The 15,353-nt window shown below is 66.0% G+C and carries 11 protein-coding genes and 1 pseudogene; 5 read left to right on the top strand and 7 right to left on the bottom strand.

What is annotated here, in order from left to right; translation table 11 throughout:
- Positions 1 to 126 precede the first annotated feature (126 nt).
- From D2T30_RS17295 to D2T30_RS17285, 3 genes are all read right to left on the bottom strand, one after another.
- A complete protein-coding gene (locus tag D2T30_RS17295; protein WP_164884339.1) occupies positions 127 to 1,314 on the bottom strand; it encodes a polysaccharide pyruvyl transferase family protein in 1,188 nt (395 codons plus the stop codon).
- A gap of 75 nt (positions 1,315 to 1,389) precedes the next feature.
- Positions 1,390 to 2,367 carry a ParB/RepB/Spo0J family partition protein gene (locus D2T30_RS17290; protein ID WP_128209908.1) on the bottom strand — a complete coding sequence of 326 codons (978 nt, stop codon included), beginning with the start codon at positions 2,365 to 2,367 and terminating at the stop codon, positions 1,390 to 1,392.
- Positions 2,368 to 2,378: 11 nt separating this feature from the next.
- On the bottom strand, positions 2,379 to 3,764 hold the full coding sequence (locus D2T30_RS17285) for an AAA family ATPase (RefSeq protein WP_164884338.1): 1,386 nt from the start codon (positions 3,762 to 3,764) through the stop codon (positions 2,379 to 2,381).
- Positions 3,765 to 4,164: 400 nt separating this feature from the next.
- On the opposite strand from D2T30_RS17285, the gene D2T30_RS17280 reads away from it, so the two are divergent.
- Entirely contained in the window at positions 4,165 to 5,190 is a 1,026-nt protein-coding gene (locus D2T30_RS17280) for a replication initiator protein A (RefSeq protein ID WP_128209906.1), read from the top strand.
- Between the two features lie 60 nt (positions 5,191 to 5,250).
- On the opposite strand, the gene D2T30_RS17275 is transcribed toward D2T30_RS17280, so the two are convergent.
- The 4 genes from D2T30_RS17275 to D2T30_RS17260 form a co-directional block, all read right to left on the bottom strand.
- Positions 5,251 to 6,618 (bottom strand): oligosaccharide flippase family protein, encoded by a 1,368-nt coding sequence (locus D2T30_RS17275; protein ID WP_164884337.1) that lies wholly within the window; start codon positions 6,616 to 6,618, stop codon positions 5,251 to 5,253.
- A 374-nt stretch (positions 6,619 to 6,992) separates the two neighbouring features.
- Positions 6,993 to 7,736 (bottom strand): hypothetical protein, encoded by a 744-nt coding sequence (locus D2T30_RS17270; protein WP_128209904.1) that lies wholly within the window; start codon positions 7,734 to 7,736, stop codon positions 6,993 to 6,995.
- Between the two features lie 12 nt (positions 7,737 to 7,748).
- Positions 7,749 to 9,572: a sialate O-acetylesterase gene (locus D2T30_RS17265; protein WP_128209903.1), complete on the bottom strand. Its 1,824-nt coding sequence runs from the start codon at positions 9,570 to 9,572 to the stop codon at positions 7,749 to 7,751.
- A 3-nt stretch (positions 9,573 to 9,575) separates the two neighbouring features.
- On the bottom strand, positions 9,576 to 9,989 hold the full coding sequence (locus D2T30_RS17260) for a phage upper tail fiber protein (protein ID WP_128209902.1): 414 nt from the start codon (positions 9,987 to 9,989) through the stop codon (positions 9,576 to 9,578).
- A gap of 432 nt (positions 9,990 to 10,421) precedes the next feature.
- On the opposite strand from D2T30_RS17260, the gene D2T30_RS17255 reads away from it, so the two are divergent.
- From D2T30_RS17255 to D2T30_RS17240, 4 genes and pseudogenes are all read left to right on the top strand, one after another.
- The gene (locus D2T30_RS17255) at positions 10,422 to 12,278 is read left to right on the top strand and encodes an acyltransferase family protein (RefSeq protein ID WP_164884336.1); all 1,857 of its coding nucleotides are present in this window, start codon (positions 10,422 to 10,424) and stop codon (positions 12,276 to 12,278) included.
- A 243-nt stretch (positions 12,279 to 12,521) separates the two neighbouring features.
- Positions 12,522 to 13,370: an ExeA family protein gene (locus tag D2T30_RS17250; RefSeq protein WP_128209900.1), complete on the top strand. Its 849-nt coding sequence runs from the start codon at positions 12,522 to 12,524 to the stop codon at positions 13,368 to 13,370.
- Entirely contained in the window at positions 13,367 to 14,908 is a 1,542-nt protein-coding gene (locus D2T30_RS17245; RefSeq protein WP_128209899.1) for a GumC family protein, read from the top strand. The genes D2T30_RS17250 and D2T30_RS17245 overlap by 4 nt, the downstream gene beginning before the upstream one ends.
- Positions 14,909 to 14,920: 12 nt before the next feature.
- Positions 14,921 to 15,353: pseudogene (locus D2T30_RS17240) on the top strand (CpsD/CapB family tyrosine-protein kinase); the annotation flags it as partial.

The raw sequence follows: 15,353 nt of genomic DNA, 5'->3' as shown, positions 1-15,353 counted from the left end.
GGATCCGGCCCCGAAAATGACCCGGGGGGCAGGATGCCCGCCTTCGTCCCGGAAAGCAAATCCGGGGCGAACACGATCATATCAGGACAGGCATATCAGGACAGGCATATCAGCCGGCCACCGTGATCAGGTGCGGCCCTGTTCCAGCCAGGCGAAGTTCTTCCACGACAGTTCCTTGACCGTCGGCAGCTTCCCCGCGATCCGCTCGCGCAATTCGGGCAGCTGCGCCTCGGTCTCGTTCAGCCGCGCCAGAAGCACATCGGGATCCGAGGCCTCGTCCGGCGTGATCAGCATGTTGTCGAGACCGAAATGGTCCATCAGCCCCTCGAACTTGCCCTGATAGACGATGCCGATCGTCGGCGTGCCCATGCCGAGGCAGGCGATCGAGAAATGCATCCGCCCGGTCATGGAAAAGTCGATCTCGCCCGCCAGCGCCTTGACGTCCCAGGTGTTGAAGGGCGGCTCGACGAAATGCACCCGGTCGGGGAATTGCGGCGCCAGCATCCCGTTCAGACGGCGCAGCGGCTCGATGTCGCCCACCGGCGCGGGCTTGAAGTCATGCGGCAGCAGCAGCACCGCCCGGTCCGGGCTGGCGCCGAGCCAGCGTTCAAGACAGGTGTTCACCGCCGCGACCCCGTCGCCCTTCATCCGTTCAAGCGTCCAGCCGCCCAGATTGACCACCAGCACCTTGCGCCCCTCGGCACGCTGCGCGCGCGCCCAGTCGATCGCCTGCCCCATCACCGGCGTGGTGACCTCGGGGCGCAGCTGGAAGGCGGTATCCGCCACCAGAATGCCCTTGCGCCCGGTCAGCTTGTCGAACCGTTCGAGCGAAAGCCGGTCGCGCACATGCATCGGCACCGGCGGCAGGTTCAGCAGCCGCTCGACCGCCCGCGCCCCCGGTTTGGCCGAAACGGAAAAGCCCAGACAGGCACCGCGCAGTCCGGCCCGCACGAACAGGTCGAACACGCCCAACCGGCGGCAATCGCCCCCATAGGCGCCGTCGATCACATCGGCCCCGAGGAAAAGGATGGTGCCCGCCGACAGGATTTCCTTCACCGCGCGGAGCTTGTCGAGCTTTGAGCCGCCGTTCAGGGGCGCATAGGTCAGTTTGGTCCGCAAGGTGGTATTCGGTTCCGGCACGGCCACGAGCACGACATCGCCGAAGCGGCTGATCGAGGCAGCGGTGGAATCCAGCATCGCCTGATCGCCCAGGCTGCCACCGCTCGATGGCGGCAGGATCACGATTTTCTTGGGGTCAACCTTGATGAAGCGTCGCATGAGGCGCAGGGCGGCCACGATATTCTGATCGCGCATGAAGTGTCCTTGAAGTCCGGAGGGAAGACGGCAGCAACGTGGCATAAACCGCCGCGCAAGGCCAGCCCCCGCACCCTACCGCGCCGCGAGCCAACGACGCAGCGCGGCCAGCAGCGCCTCGTCCACGCCCGCGCCGGAAATCCGGATCGTGCGGGTCGCGGGGTCGTAATGCGCCTCGGCCTCGATCCGCGCCGGGGCAGGGGTCGCCGGTTCCGGGCGCGCCGCGAGGATCGCCAGTTCCGCGCCGGGCGTGTGCGGCGCCTCCTCGGTCAGGCGGGCGGTCAGGCGGGCGGTCAGATCCGGCTCCGCCTCGATCCGGCGCACCAGATCGAGCCCGGCCTTCTCGCTGATCGCCGCCGGAAAACGCAGCGCCCCGTCCAGCGCGGAAACGATTGTCATGAAGCTTTTGATCTTCGAACGTTTCGCACGCGAAACATTTCCGAAAAGCCCCTGCAACGCCGATTTCGGGTCCGGATAGACGCCCTGCTCCAGCGCCTTCACCACCACTCGCGCGCGTTCGTAAAAGGAAATGTCGGCGCGGATCTCGTTTTCCTCGACCATGGCCACATAGGCCTCGGCCGCCGTGGCGGGGGCGCGCAGGATGGCCAGCGCCGTTTCCGCCCCGGTCTCGCGCAAGGCGAACACCCGCCGCCAGCCCGAGATCAGCCCGTAGCGCGGCACGGCCCCTTCGCCGCGGTCCAGCACCTCGACCGGCACCTGCTGGCCGCGGGCCCGGATCGAGGCGACAAGCCCCTCCATCTCCTCGCCGTCGACCGTCATCCGGTCGCGCATCAGATGGTCGACCGCGATGTCATCGAGCGCGATCCGCTGCACGATCCGCCCCTCGGCGCGGGCGCGGGCCATCTCGGCGGTCAGATCCTCAAGCGCCGAAAGCGCCGAGGCCTCGCCCGCCACCTGCGCGATCGGCGGGCGGGAAACGGTGCGCGCGACGCCCATCGGGAACATGGATTTCGTCTCTATCCCGGCGGGAATCGTGTCTTTTTCCTCGGTCAGAGGGGCAGGGTTCGGGGGCGTCAGCCGACGTCGGGCCATGTCATTCCCTCCTATTGGGCGGCCTGCGCGGCCAGTTCGTCGCGCCGCCAGCTGCCCAGCAAAAGCCGCTTGAAGGCGGCATAGGTCGCATCGAAGGTCTGGCGGCCGCGCACATAGGTCTCGCGGTTGAAGTCGCGGTAATCGGCCTCGTAGATGCCGTTCACCTGCTCGCCCGCCTGACCGATCAGCGCGGTGAAATCCTGCCGGTGCGGCGACAGCGTCCGGCCGAGGTAGGCCTGCATCAGCGCCGCAAGCTCGCCCTGCTGCGTCGCGTCGAACCGCGTCACCACGGCGCGCACCGCATCCCACTGGAAGGCCATCAGATCGCGGCCAAGCGCGCGGGCGGCCATGTTCTCGCCCTCCTCGATCGAGCGGAAGGTCGAATGCAGCATGTCGAAGAACCGCCCCGTGGAATCGAATTCGAGGAACGAGGCGCCAAGCGGCACCAGCAGGATATCCGCCGCCGCGAGCCCGTTGATGGTCAGGTAACCGAGGGCAGGGGGCGTATCGAGGACGATCACGTCATACTGGTCCAGCACCCCGTCCGCAGCCAGCGTATCGGTCAGCGCGTCCCACAGCTTCCAGCCGCGCGCCTGCATCCGCCACACGGGGATCTGGAACTCGGACCAGTAGAGGTTCAGCTGCGCCCCGATCAGGTCGATGTTGGGCCAGTGGGTCTTCTGGATCACGTCGCCCGCGCGGATCTCCAGCGCCTCGGTCAGGGTTTCGTCGAGCGGCACCGGCGCCTCGCCCCGGTCGAGCCGGCCCTGGTTCGCCTTTTGCTGATAAGCGGCGTAATGGCGGGCGAGCAGGGGGAAGACCGTTTCCCATTCATCCTTCACCCGGCCGCCGAAGATCGAGGTCATCGAGCCCTGGCTGTCGAGGTCGATCACCAGCACCCGGTAACCGTCGAGCGCCGCCGACATCGCCAGATGCGCGGCGGTCGAGGTCTTGCCGACGCCGCCCTTGAAATTCGCCACCGCCACCAGCTTGGCGGGCAGCCCGGCGGGACGGTAGGGGCGGTATTCCTTGTTCCGCGCACCCTCGGCGGCGAAATGCGCGCGCAGCCGCAGCACCTCGTCCAAGGTGAACCAGCGCGCCCCCGCCTCGCTTTCCGAACGGCCCTGCGGCAGGTCGGGATTGGCGCGCAGCACGCGGCGGAAATGCGGCTGCGCCACCGGGATCAGATAGCGGGTGATTTCCCAGGTCGAGAACAGCCGCAGTTCCTTGTGGCCGGTCTCGTTCATGCCCCGCGAGGCCAGATCGTCGCGCCCGCGCGCGCAGGCCTGGGCAATTTTCTCGAAGCCCTGCGTCGTCACCGGTCCGTCCAGCTCGCGCAGCGCCTGATCGGGATCGATGTTGAAATAGGGCGGCAGCTCGACCGCTTCATGTGCCATTTTCCGCCTCATGTTCTGCTTTTTTAGAAAGATACCACAAAAGACGGCATGTGGAAGAAAAAACGTCTCAGGGCGAATCGGAACATCGTCAACGGGGTTGTTTTCATTGCATTTCGCGGCGTTCCGGCAGGGCGGTGGCGCGGGATGCGGAAAAAATCGTCCTGTTAGATTTGAGTTATTTATAGTGTTACGGGATTTTCGGCTTTCCGCCAATCCATTGAAAGACAACCGGAAAGCCGCATGCCGGGAAACCGATGCGACTCTGAAACCACGTCCGGGCGACTCTGATCCCCCGCTCGGGTGACTCTGATCCCCCGATGGAAAGGCTGGACCGGAGCCGGGGCTCCGCTTAGGCTGGGCGTCAATGAAACCACGATAAAAATCGGGCGGGCAGTGACATATGACAGGCACCCTTGCGGCCGCGGGGGGCGGGCGGATGCCCGCTTCGGGCCAGGGATTTTTCCTGTGCGACATCTTCGATGCGATCCCCAAGGACGACATCGCGACGATGGAGCATCCGATCTTTTCGCTCTCGACCCGGCCCGACCGCCGGATCCTGCGCTATGAACACAACGGCGCCGGGATCGAGGTGACGCCCTCGGTCAAGGGGCTGGCCACGATCCACGACAAGGACATCCTGATCTATTGCATCAGCCAGCTGATGGCGGCGCTGAATGCCGGGCGCGCGGTCAGCCGCCGGATCGTGCTGAAGGCGCATGACCTGCTGACGGCGACGAACCGGGAAACCTCGGGCGATGCCTACCGCCGGCTGGTCGAGGCCTTCGAGCGGCTGGCGGGCACCCGCATCCGGACGAATATCGTCACCGGCGATGTCGAGGTCACCTCGGGCTTCGGCCTGATCGAGAGCTGGGAGATCGAGCGCAGGACGCGGGGCGGGCGGATGGTCTCGGTCGCCGTCACGCTGTCGGAATGGCTGTTCAGGGCGGTGCTGTCGAAATCGGTGCTGACGCTGTCGCGCGATTACTTCCGGCTGCGCAAACCGCTGGAGCGGCGGATCTATGAGCTCGCCCGCAAGCATTGCGGGCGGCAGGAAAGCTGGCGCATCTCGGTCGATACGCTGCTGAAGAAATCCGGCTCGGCCTCGCCGCGCCGGGTGTTCCGCGCCATGCTGCGCGAGATGATCGCGGCGCAGTCGCTGCCCGATTACGATATCGCCGAGGAGCCGGGCGACCTGATCCGGTTCAGCTTGCGCGATCGGGTGATCGAAAACGTGGGCGAGGGGCCGGGACCGCTTGCGCCCGAGACCTTCGCGGCGGCGCGCACGATCTTTCCGGGCGCCGATGTCTATGCGCTCGAAGCCGAATGGAAAGCCTGGTGGGCGGCGACGGGCCGCCCCCGGCTCAGGTCGCGCGATGCGGCCTTCCTTGGCTTCGTGCGGACGCGGCGGGGACGGGAACAGGGCTGATCCGACAATCTTGTTGCGGCGCTGGAATGCCGCTTGTTCAAGGGCCGATGCAACCTCGGCCTAGAAGAGTTTCCCGATCTCCTGCCAGTGCAGCGCGCAGGCCAGGCCGGTCAGCGCGAAGCCCAACCCCAGCCCCAGGGCATCATGCAGGGGATCCCAGCCACGGTACCGCGCGATCAGTCGTGCCCGCAGTGGATAGGTCAGCAGCAGCGTGAGTCCCGGCGACAGGATGGCGCCGACGACGCCATAGAAATGGATCAGGACAAAGAGCAGGGCGGTCTGCACGACAGCCTGTGCCAAAGTCAGGTAGAAATGTCGTCTGCTGTCGCCATGCGACAGCAGTACGGATTGCGAACCGATCAGGACGTTCGAGGGGATGGAGCCGAGCGCGAACAGAACCAGCATCGGGCCGGCCAGCGCATAGCGGCTGTCGTAAAGCAGCCTGATCAGCCAGTCCCCGGTGAAGGCGAGCACCACCGCGATGCCGATCCCCAGAGCGGACACCGTCCGGGCGGCGCGGAAGACCTTGCGCCGGGTCTCGTCGCTCTCCATCGGGGATTTGATCCGGTAGAGCGGGAACAGGACCTTGGAGCCGATCGCCTGCACGACGAGCGCGGGCAACGTGCCGAAGGTCAGGGCGACGGTGTAGATCCCGAAGGACGTGACATCGATATATGCGCCCAGAATCGCCCGGTCGCCCATCGAGATCAGGAAGGTGGCGATGGTCGACAGAAAGATGAAGCTGCCGAAGCCGATGATCTCGCGCAGGCTTTCGCGTTCCATTTGCAGACGATTGGGCCTGCCGGGCAGGAAGGCGCGGATCATCACGTTGCCGATCACCGTGCCGAGAACCTGGGCCACGGCCAGCGCCCAGACCGAATGCCACCACCAGGCCAGAACGGTCGTCAGGACCAGCATGATGAACTGCGCCGCCAGCTGGATCAGCGTCAACCGTCCAAGCATGAGATTGCGGTTGACCTGCACCGCGCGGGTCGGGCGGAAGCCCAGCCCGATGATCGACAGGGCGGTGGCGGGCAGCAGCAGCAGCAGTTCGGGCTGGCCGTAGATCTGCGCGGCGGGCCAGGCGAGCGCACAGGCCCCGAGCCACAGCCCGAAGCCGCGGATGATCTGCAATGTCCAGGCGGTGTTCAGGAAATTCGGATCATCGCCGCGCTTGCTTTGCATGATCGAGGTCTGGATGCCGATGTCGGAAAAGGTCTGCAACGCCACGATGAAGACCTGCACCAGCGCCATCAGGCCGAAGGCCTCGGGGAACAGCAGCCGCGTGAGCACGATGTTCGACAGCAGCCGGATGCCGTTCTGGCCGAATACGCCGACCACGGACCAGAAGGTCGAGCGCAGCGCCTTCGCCTTCACGCCGTCGCCTTTTACCGCCGACAAGGCGTGTTCAACGCGGGATCGCAACATCTCTGCCCCTGAAGTCTGGATCGAAAGTGGGTATCCCGCTGTCCGCCATGGCCATGGCATATTCATGCTCGGTCATGGAGGGCCGGTTCTGTCGGTGGGAAGACATGCGTATTCCTGATGGGTATCCGGGGGGAGGGAGCCCGCTGGTCGCCGCAACCTATCAACCGGTATCGGCAAAGAAAAGCACCCGCGAGGCATTCCGCATCGCGGGGGGAGGGGAAACTGCCTGAAGTCCATTCAGGCCGACAAGGCGGCCCGCCCGGCCCCGCCGGTGCCGGCATGGACGGGAATGATGCGCCGGGTCGTGCGGGCAAAGGGGCGTGCGCCATTCTCGCACCGCGCAATGACCGTCTGAGCCGGCACGATCCTCTGAATCACCCCGCCAGCAGGGCGGCCACCGCCGCATCATCAAGATCGGCGTTCACGAGGCACACGCGGCGCAGCGTGCCGGCCCATGGGCGGGCACCGTCGCTCCGGTTCTTGATGACAAAGGCCGTCACGGCAGGAATCGTGGCCCCGGACATCGCACCACCGCTGCCGAAGGCCGCGCCGTTGGTCTGCCCGAAATAACCGGAAGCCTTGAGGCGCATCACAGACCGGATTGCCGTCCCGTTAGCAAGCGACGACGAGTAGGCGTTGATGACGGTGGACCCAGCCACGAAAGAGCCGGCCGAGGGACCCCGCGAATTGGTTGCACCAAGGAAAGCCCAGTTTGCGGCAGTGCCATCATCGACCCCCACGGCGCATTGGGTGGCAGAGGCGCTGATGACGTTGCCGGTGAACGCCATCGAATATGACGCGCCGGGCGTGATGGGCACGGTATCAACACCGGCGCCGTTCACGACGATCGCCCCTGCCGTGCGCGCCGCCGCGACCGAGGCATAGGCCGTGCCGTTCACATAGGCCCGGTCGTTCTCATAGTCGATGTCAACCAGCGCGCCCGTCGTCCACCAGTCAGTGCCCGCGGACGCCGGAGTAAAGGCGGTGCTTGCCTCGGACAGCCTGAAGCACTGATAGCTGGTGCCATTGGTCAGCCCGCTCAGCGCCTCGCTGTTGTGGATTTTCGCGTTCGCAAGACTGTCGCCATCCGCAACCGGGATCGTGAGATATTTTGCCATTCGTTCTGTTCCTCAGGCTGCAATGGTTGCGGTCGTGTCGCCCACCGAGGCGATGACCGGGGTGGTGGGGGACGCGGGCGCGGACGTGATCACCGCCGAGGCATCGCCTGCGGTGATCGACCAGCCCCCGTCCGCGGGCACTTCGGCCACGGTGACACTGGCGCCCGCCGCGCTGGTGCCGGCGCGGGACCGCGCCTTCAGCCGCACCTCGCGGTTGCCGCTGCCCGCAACCGTCACGTCGAAGGTTCCGGGCGCGTCGATCCAGATCTCGGGGAACGCGATCTGTTCGGTCCAGGCAGCGCTCGAACCTGCCGCCCGATATTCGATCACATAGGCCGGCGGTTGCGGATCGCTGACCGTGATGCGGATCGTGTCGTCCGACACCACCACGGGTGCGGCGGGCACGGCCGGAACGCTGGTCTGCCACATCGCGATGCGGGTCAGCCACGCGGCCGCGCGGTTGCCCGCATTGCGATGCCCCGCGGCGGTGAAATGCGAAAGGTCCCCCGCGATCTGGGTGCCGAAGCTCGCGCCCACAAAGATCGTGTCCGGGATCGAGAGCGCGAATTTCTTGTGCGACAGGTCTTGGGCCAGCCAGGTCGGCTGGTCGGCAGTGGGGCCGAACAGGCGTTCGGGCACCATCTGGTGAATGAAGGACCGCATCTGCGCGGCATTGGGCGACAGTGCCTTGATGTTGTTGACGACATTCGTGACAGCGGTCGTGTAGGTGGCCTCGGACACTCCGGCAACGCCATCGGCCTCGCCCTGCGTGAAGGACATGAACACCTGCGCTTCGGGATATGCCGCAAGACAGGCCGTCATCCGCGAAATCATGGTGTTGTAATGCGTCCCGCCAACCCCGAGCGTCGCACCAGAGAGCCGCGCCCCCGCGACCGCGCAGTTGACGATGATGATCTTCTTCTCGGGGTTTTGCCGCGCGAGCAGTTCCTGCGCCAGCCTGTAGGACCGCGCGGGCCCCATCTGGGTGAACTGCGGCCATCCCGTCATCGGCTGTCCGGTCGCGACGGCGGCGCCGCTCGTGGCATCCCACCGGCAGATGCGCCCGGTGCTGTCCTGATCGCCGGACAGATAGGGCTGGCCGCCCGAATTGTTCTGCGCCTGCTCGTTCGACTGGCCATAGGCCAGAATGACGATGTCGGTCTCGAATTCGTAGGTCACCGCAGCCTCGACCGGCCCCACGGCGGGCGACAGCGCGGCCACCGTGCCGCCCGCATTGGTCGCGGTCACCATCACCGACAGCATCGCGCCGCTGTCGGCCGCCGTCAGGACATGGCTCGCCCCGGTCGCTCCGGCGATCGCCACGCCGTTCCGCAGCCATTGCACCGTCAGCGCGGGCGACCCGCTCCACACCCCTTCCGAGGCGGTGAGCGTCGCGCCCTGGCTCAGCGCGCCGGTGACGGCGGGATCGGTGAGCGCGACCGGCGGGGCGATGGTCTCGGCCTTCACCGTTACCGTTTTCGCCGCGCTCCACGGTCCCTGACCGACGCCGTTGACCGCCGCGATCCGGATCGAGATCTCCGCCCCGGGCGCCAGCCCGCTCAGCCCATGCAGGCCCAGACCCGGCCCCAGCGGCCGGACCTCTCCGTCGTCGATACGGTACACGAAACCGGTGACCGGCGTGCCGCCCGACGCGGGCTGCGCCGACAGGGTGACGATCACCTCGCCCGGCGCGGTCCCGGTCAGCGCCGCCCAGGCCGCGTCGGGGATCTGCCCCGGCACGGTGGGCGCACCGCCCAGGATCTGCACCGCCCCGCGATAGGCCGTGCCGATCTCCTGCCCGCCCAGATAGATGCGCGTGTAGTCCCTCAGACCCATGGTTCAGACCTCCGCCCGGATCAGGTAGAGCGTCTGGCCATCCCGGACGTCGAGCCCGTCATATTCCGCCTGGGTCAGCACGATGGTCTTCAGCCCGCCCAGGGTTCCGACCGGCACCAGCGTATGCATCGCCACCGCCGCATCGCTTTCGGGCACGCTGATCGCGCCCAGTTCGATGCGCGATCCGCCCGCGGTGGTGATGGTGATCCTGTAGGACGTATCGCGCAGCCCCGCGACATTCGGCCACAGGACGACCGTGCCGGTCCCGTCCGCGGCGATCTGCGCCTCGATGGTTTCGGGGATCACCACGGCTTCGTCGAGGTCGAAGCCGGACAGGGCGAAGGCGATCTTTCCGCCCATAAGGGGATCCCCATTGGGCGTCCTGAGGGTGAAGGTGATCTGCGTCGGTCCGGACATGGGGGGCTCCTGCACTGTGAAATCGGCCGGGGGAAGCGAACGGGGCCGGACGGGCGGGAAACCGGCCGCAGGACCCGTGTCGAACGCCCGTCCGGAGGGAATGGCGGGGACTTTGCCGCAAGATCCTTTCCAGCCCGCTGGGGCAGCGCGCGCTGGTACCATCCGCAACGCCGACCGGCATTCCGGCCGGATGCGGCACGGCGGGCATTGCGGTTCGCCCGGGCTTGGGGCAGTCTGGCGCGAGGCGGCGCCTCCCCCTCGTCGCCTTCCGCAATCCCGGAACAACCCGCATCGTAGAGACCCGTCCGTGCCGAGCGAGAGCATTGCCGCAAGACCGCGCCTCGCGGACCGGACACCCTGGCCCCTGACGGCCGGCCGGTGCCTGCCGTTCCGATTCCTCCCCGCCGTCCTGCCCGCAAAAGAGAACCGACCTTGAAATACCGTGCCGAGATCGACGGTCTGCGCACCATCGCCATTCTTCCCGTCATCCTCTTCCACGCCGGCCTGTCGGTCTTTCAGGGCGGCTATGTGGGCGTCGACATCTTCTTCGTGATCTCGGGTTACCTGATCACCTCGATCCTGCTGCGGGAAATCGGCAAGAACGATTTCTCCATCCTGCGCTTCTACGAACGGCGGATCCGGCGCGTGCTGCCCGCGCTTTTCGTGATGATGGCGGCAACCGTTCCCCCGGCCTTCCTGCTGCTGCTGCCCAACGAACTTACCGCCTATGGCAAGAGCCTGATCGCGGTTCCGGCCTTCGTCTCGAACTTCCTGTTCTGGAGCGAGCGGGGCTATTTCGGCGCGGCGGCCGAGCTGAAACCGCTCGTGCATACCTGGAGCCTCGCGGTCGAGGAACAGTTCTACATCTTCTTCCCGCCGCTCCTCGCCTTTCTGGCGGCGCGGGGCAGGGGGCTTTTGCGCGCCGTTCTGGTGGTGCTTTTCCTCATCTCGCTGGCGGCGAGCTGGTATCTGACGCGGCTGCATTTCGAGACCGGCTTCTATCTGCCCTTCTCGCGGATCTGGGAACTGCTGACCGGAGCGTTCTGCGCGCTGTTCCTCGCGCGCAATCCGGGCTTTGCCGGAACGGCGGGGACGGCGCTTTCGGGGCTGGGTCTGGCGCTGATCGTCTATGCGATCCTCGCCTTCAGCAATTCCACCGTTTTCCCCGGCGTCGCCGCGCTGGTGCCGGTGATGGGCACCGCGATGATCATCCTGTCGCGGGCCGAGGGCAATCTGGTGCACCGGCTGCTGTCGACGAAAGCCTTCGTCGCCATCGGCCTGATCAGCTATTCGCTCTATCTGTGGCACCAGCCGATCTTCGCCTGGCTGCGCCACATGGGCTACGAGGGATATGCGGCACCCCTCGCCAGCCTGCCGCTCGTCTTCCTGATGAGCTGGCTCAGCTACCGTTTCGTCGAAACCCCGATCCGGCGCAACCGCGCGATCAGCCGCAAGCGCATCTTCACCGCCGCGGCGCTCGGCAGCGCGGCCTTCATGGCGATCGGCGCGGTGATCGTGCTGAACCGCGGCTTCGAGAACCGCTACGATCCGCGCGACATCGCGATCATGCGCCAGTTCAGCACGATCTCCGCCTACAGCGAGACCCGCTACAACGCCGCGCAGTTCCGCCCCTTCGACGCATCCGGCCGGCGCAAGGTGGTGATCGCGGGCGACAGCCATGCCCGCGACTTCTACAACATGCTGCTCGAGGCCGGGCTCGACGACCGCTACCAGTTCTCGACCAAGCGCATCAATGCCGAATGCGGCAACCTCTTCGTGAATCGTGACCTGAGCCAGTATATCTCCGCCCTCAGGGAGGAACGCTGCCGGGTGATGGGCCGGCTCGACAATCCGCAGATGCAGGCCATCCTCGAACAGGCGGACGAGGTCTGGCTCGACGCGCGCTGGTTCGACTGGGTGGTGGATCTGCTGCCCGAAACCATCGTGAACCTGGAAAAGACCTATGGCGTGAAGGTGCGGGTTTTCGGGCCCAAGCATTTCGGCAACACCAGTCTCAGCGATGCGCTGGATATCCCGATCGACGAACGTCCCGGCTACCGGCAGCCGGCCGATCCCTATTTCGTCGATATCAACGAACATATGCGCCGCGTGGTGCCCGCCCCCTATCTGACGGAGCTGCTCGACCCCTTCTGCCAGGGCGATCACACCGCCTGCCGGCTTTTCACCGACGACGGGTCGATCGTCACGATCGATGGCGGCCACCTGACCGAGGCGGGCGCGAAGTTCCTGGCCCCGACGTTGCGGCAACTTATCGAGGACACCCCGTGACGGGTCCGGGAAAATGTCCCGAACCGGGGGCCTCTTGCACCATGTCCCGCGGTGGGCGGAAATCCCCCCATCGCGCGACGGTTCTCACAACCTCGACAGTTAACCCGGAAAAGACATTGAATTGCAGGGGCGCAAATTGTTAATTGCGCTCACGCGACACTCTGTCCCGCGACAGGAGCTGTCCGGCAATGGCCTCGCGGACAGGACGGTCCCCACCCGTCCGGAAATGGTTTTGGATGGAACATGACGACTGAGGGGCTCTATGCGGAATTCTTCGGATTGCAGGAGCGCCCCTTCAACCTGCTGCCCGATCCGTCGATGATCTACTGGTCGCCGCAGCACAGCCGGGCGATCACGGTGCTGCGCTTCGGGCTGATGTCCCGCGCCCCCGTGACCCTGATCTCGGGCGAGATCGGCGCGGGCAAGACCACCCTTGTGCAAGCTCTGCTGAAGGATATCGACGAAGACCTGACCGTCGGACTGATCTCGAACGCCCAGGGCGGGCGGGGCGAACTGCTGCGCTGGATCCTCAACGCCTTCGGCATCGAGGCCGGCAAGGATGAGGATTACGTCCGGCTTTTTCAGCGTTTCCAGGATTTTCTGCTCAAGGAATATGCAGAAGGACGACGTGTCGTTCTTGTGATCGACGAGGCGCAGAACCTCTCCTCGGAAGGGCTCGAAGAGGTGCGCATGCTGACCAACATCAACTCGAACAAGGACGAACTGATCCAGTTGATCCTCGTAGGCCAGCCCGAATTGCGCGACATCGTGCGCGCGCCAAACATGCGTCAGCTCGCGCAGCGCGTGGCGGCGAGCTTCCATCTGGAACGGCTCGACCTCGAACGGGTGCGCAACTACATCCGCCACCGCCTGCAGGCGGTGGGCGGCACCGGGGACGAGATCCAACCCGAAGCGGTGGATCTGATCTTCGAACATACCGGCGGGGTCCCGCGGCTGGTCAACCAGCTTGCCGATTTCGCCATGATCTATGCCTGGAGCGGCGAACAGCGCGTGGTGACACCCAAAGAGGTGCAATCCGTGCTGGATGACGGCGTCTTCTTTGGCGACATTACCACCGGAGCCAGCGCATGATCTCGGAAATCCGCTTTTACCTGACCCTGTTCTGGCGGCGGTTGCCGTTGTTCCTGCTGATCTTCGTGCCCATCGTGGCGGTGTCGGTCCTGCTGGCGATCAGCCTGCCTCCGGTCTATCGCGCGCAGATGCGGCTCGTGGTCGAAAGCTCGCAGATCCCGGGCAATCTGGCGCAGTCCACCGTCGACACCCCGGCCGAGGAACAGCTCCAGATGTTCCAGACCCGGCTGATGACGCGCGACAACCTGCTCGACATCGCCACCCGGCTGCGGCCGTTCCGCGACCAGTCCAGCATGTCGGGCGACCAGATCGTGCAGGCGATGCGGGCGGCGACGACGATCCGGTCCACCTCCGGGCGGGGGCAGGCGACGCTGATGACCGTCGGCTTCGATTCCCAGTATCCGGCGATGACGGTGCGGGTGCTCGACGCCTATCTGACCTTCATCCTGAACGAGGATGCCCAGTATCGCAGCCAGCGCGCCGGCCAGACCCAGGAATTCTTCCAGCAGGAGGTCGACCGCCTCAGCACCGCGCTCAGCGAGCAGGGCGCCAAGATCATCGCCTTCAAGAACCAGAACGCCGATTCCCTGCCCGACAGCCTGCAGTATCACCGCGACCTGCTGATCAGCATGCAGGACCGGGTGACGCAGAACGACCGCGACCGGGCCAGCCTTGAGGAACAGAAGCAGCGCCTTCAGCAGGCCTATGAACTGACGGGCCGGGTGACGGGCACGGGGGCCCAGCTCAGCCCGCAGGAACAGCGCATCCAGCAATTGCGCAACCAGCTTGCCGAGGTCGAAAGCATCTATTCCCCGGACAGCCCGCGCGTCACCACGCTCAAGCGCCGCATCGAGCAGCTCGAAGCCTCCTTCGCGGCCTCGAGCGGTCAGCAGAACCCGACCGAGGCACAGGACCCGGGCAAGGCGCTTCTGGATGTCCAGACCGCCGACATCGATGCAAAGCTCGCGCAGCTGGCCGAGGACCGCACCCGGCTGCAGGACCAGATCACCGAGGTGCAGGCCCGGGTCGACCGCACGCCGGGCAATGCGGTGGCGCTCGAGTCCCTGCAACGCGACTACGAAAACATCCAGAACCAGTACAACCGGGCGGCGGACAGCCTGTCGCGGGCCTCGACCGGGGAACGGATCGAAACGCTGTCGCGCGGCCAGCGGGTCAGCGTGGTCGAGCGCGCCTCGGAGCCTTCGGCCCCGATCAAGCCGAACCGCAAGCAACTGGTGGCGCTCGGCATCCTCGCGGGACTTGCCGTCGCGATGGGGGTTCTTCTGGTGCTCGATCTGCTGTCGGGCAAGATCCAGCGGTCCAAGGATCTGATCAGCGGTCTTGGAATCACGCCGATGGTGACCATCCCGCTGATGCGCAGCGAGGCCGAGATCCGCGCCGTATGGCAGCGCCGGGTGCTGCTGTCGCTGCTGATCGGGGTGGTGGTGCCGCTGCTTTTGTGGGGCATCCACACCTATTACATGCCTTTCGACGAACTTGCCCGCAAGGTTGCGGGTCGGATCGGTCTCAATCTCTAAGCGGAGCCTGCCATGGAAAAGCTGCAGATCGCCATCGAAAAGGCCCGCGCCAGTCGGCTTGCGCACCGCGTTCCGGCCACCGCCGGTGCCGACCCGCAGGCCCCGGCCGTCATCCATGCCGAACATGCCAGCAGCTGGTCGGCGATCCCCGAGATGACGCTCGATCCCGCGGTGCTCGGGCGCAACCGCGTGGTGGCCTACAACACCGGGCCGAGTTCGACCTATTACGACATCCTGCGCACCCGCCTGCGCGACGAGGCAAAGCGGCGCAGCATCCGGCGCATCGCCATCACCTCGACCCGGCCGCAGGCGGGCAAGACGACGACGCTTGCGAACCTGTCGCTCGCCTTCAGCCGGATGCCGGCCTATCGCACGATGGTCTTCGACTTCGACCTGCGGCGTCCGGCGCTGGCCAAGGTGCTGGGGCAGGACCCGGCCCATGACA

The sequence above is a fragment of the Paenirhodobacter populi genome (genome assembly GCF_004022215.1).
In the GTDB taxonomy this organism is placed as follows: domain Bacteria; phylum Pseudomonadota; class Alphaproteobacteria; order Rhodobacterales; family Rhodobacteraceae; genus Rhodobacter; species Rhodobacter populi.
This window is presented reverse-complemented; position numbering and strand designations above follow the sequence as displayed.

Coding starts and splice junctions, on each gene's coding strand:
- D2T30_RS17295 (WP_164884339.1), bottom strand. CDS start 1,314: ATGCGCGATCAGAATATCGTGGCCGCCCTGCGCCTCATGCGACGCTTC.
- D2T30_RS17290 (WP_128209908.1), bottom strand. CDS start 2,367: ATGGCCCGACGTCGGCTGACGCCCCCGAACCCTGCCCCTCTGACCGAG.
- D2T30_RS17285 (WP_164884338.1), bottom strand. CDS start 3,764: ATGGCACATGAAGCGGTCGAGCTGCCGCCCTATTTCAACATCGATCCC.
- D2T30_RS17280 (WP_128209906.1), top strand. CDS start 4,165: ATGACAGGCACCCTTGCGGCCGCGGGGGGCGGGCGGATGCCCGCTTCG.
- D2T30_RS17275 (WP_164884337.1), bottom strand. CDS start 6,618: ATGTTGCGATCCCGCGTTGAACACGCCTTGTCGGCGGTAAAAGGCGAC.
- D2T30_RS17270 (WP_128209904.1), bottom strand. CDS start 7,736: ATGGCAAAATATCTCACGATCCCGGTTGCGGATGGCGACAGTCTTGCG.
- D2T30_RS17265 (WP_128209903.1), bottom strand. CDS start 9,572: ATGGGTCTGAGGGACTACACGCGCATCTATCTGGGCGGGCAGGAGATC.
- D2T30_RS17260 (WP_128209902.1), bottom strand. CDS start 9,989: ATGTCCGGACCGACGCAGATCACCTTCACCCTCAGGACGCCCAATGGG.
- D2T30_RS17250 (WP_128209900.1), top strand. CDS start 12,522: ATGACGACTGAGGGGCTCTATGCGGAATTCTTCGGATTGCAGGAGCGC.
- D2T30_RS17245 (WP_128209899.1), top strand. CDS start 13,367: ATGATCTCGGAAATCCGCTTTTACCTGACCCTGTTCTGGCGGCGGTTG.